The following is a 1,647-nucleotide window of genomic DNA, read 5'->3' as shown; positions in this document are numbered from 1 at the left end:
GTTTTGCGATCGTAATTGGCATCCCAAAACAGCTCCGCGCCTTCGTGCATCGCATCGAAGTTGGCTTCAACGAACGTCTTGCTGCCAGTGTGCGGCGCGTCCAGCTCCAATTCGGCTTCATACTGTTCCTGGAACTCGCTCCACAACTCCATCGCTGCTTCGCTTGGGAACTTCTTGACGCATGGGACCTTTTCGCCCCGCCAGTACGGCGAAATCTTCCGGTCGGTCAGCTGGTCGGCCATATCGCCTTTGCGGATGATCGTCACGGCAGCGAACGCCGCGATGTTGACCGAGCCGCCGGCCATCTTTAACACATCGGCGTTTGCGATCTCGATTCGGTTTCGTGAAGCGGGCTTTGACTTCGCCGATGCTTTGGTCTGCGGGTCATCAAGCAACGCACAGTCAGGCCGGATCGTTTCACCGGTCGTCGTGATGTATTGCTGGCCCCGAACATCCCCGAGGATCGAAACGCAGCTGATCACAAACTCGGATGTCTTAACGCCTTCGATGTAGCCGGATGCGATCATCCCGGCTTCCCACAGCACACCGGTCCGAACGCCTTCGACGTGTTGCCCAGCTGCGAGAGTCGACCGATTCCCCAGACTGATCAGGCAATGGAGCTCGGCCGCGTAGTCGGCATGAAGCATCCTGTTCGTCAGGATGGTCTTCTTCATCGCCTTCATCAGCTTGCGAGCACTCGTAGAACTCGCTGCGATCAGACACACAAAACGACGGCGTCCGGTAATGGCAGCCCACAGAACCGCGATCCGAAGAATCGACGACTTACCCGCCCCACGCATCAACGCGATCGCCTTTTGGCCACCGTTCTCGAGCGTGTCCTGGATCTGCTTGATCAGACGAAGGTGATCGGGCGAAAACTCCAAGCAGAACGTATTGGCGTGGTACGTCTTCAGATGGAAGAGCAGGGACTCATCAGACTGCTTCCTGCGTTCGTCGTCGCCGAGACCCTCGGGTGGGCGTCCGATGTCCTGCGCATCACGTACGGCCTGCCGCTGGGCTTTGGACGATGCCGCCCGCATCTTCTCGGCCCGGGAAAGCTTCTTTTCAGGATCGGCGTATAGAGTTTTCTCGCACTCCTCGAGAAACGCCTCGATCGCTGCAATGTCATCTGGGTCGTCGGTTTCCTCCAACAGAGCAAGCAACTTGGCGCGATTAGGCACCTTGATCATCGTCGCTCCCAGTTAGCCGCTCGATCCGTCGCCGCAAATCTTCTTTCTTCTCGCTCAACGCCAAATTGAGATTCACGTTGGTCCGAGACTTGGGCTGTTGATCCACATTCAATCGATCGAAGGCTGCTAGCGCTCTGGATGCAGCGATCTTTTCCCGGTTCTTGGCATTCGGGTCGGCAATGATGGCCACGAGCTGAGACACGACGCTGTTGCGTTGGTCGTCGCTCATTTCCCACCGCTCTCGAGCAGCTTTTTCAGCGAGTTGCATGTCAGAGCGATTCTCGATGTTCATTTCAGTCCGTTTCTTGCGTCAAATCCGGTTCAAATTGATGCCCGGGCAAAATTCCCCCTACCCCCAGCCTTCTGTGTAGCGCTTCGTCTGTGAATTAGCTGACCCTTTCCTTGTGAGGGTGAACGTTTTCAGTCCTCCAGGAAGGACCCGTGATTGTTTGTGATG

The 1,647-nt window shown here is 56.5% G+C and carries 2 protein-coding genes; both read right to left on the bottom strand.

The features are described from left to right. A partial coding sequence (locus tag RMSM_RS23530; RefSeq protein WP_008702383.1) for a hypothetical protein occupies positions 1-1,190 on the bottom strand: 1,190 nt, incomplete at its 3' end. Continuing rightward, positions 1,174-1,482 (bottom strand): hypothetical protein, encoded by a 309-nt coding sequence (locus RMSM_RS23525; protein ID WP_008702381.1) that lies wholly within the window; start codon positions 1,480-1,482, stop codon positions 1,174-1,176. The genes RMSM_RS23525 and RMSM_RS23530, both read right to left, overlap by 17 nt. Positions 1,483-1,647 lie beyond the last annotated feature (165 nt).

The organism is Rhodopirellula maiorica SM1 (assembly GCF_000346295.1).
GTDB lineage: Bacteria > Planctomycetota > Planctomycetia > Pirellulales > Pirellulaceae > Novipirellula > Novipirellula maiorica.
Note: the sequence above shows the minus strand (reverse complement) of the source record. Positions and strands in the feature narration are given on the sequence as shown.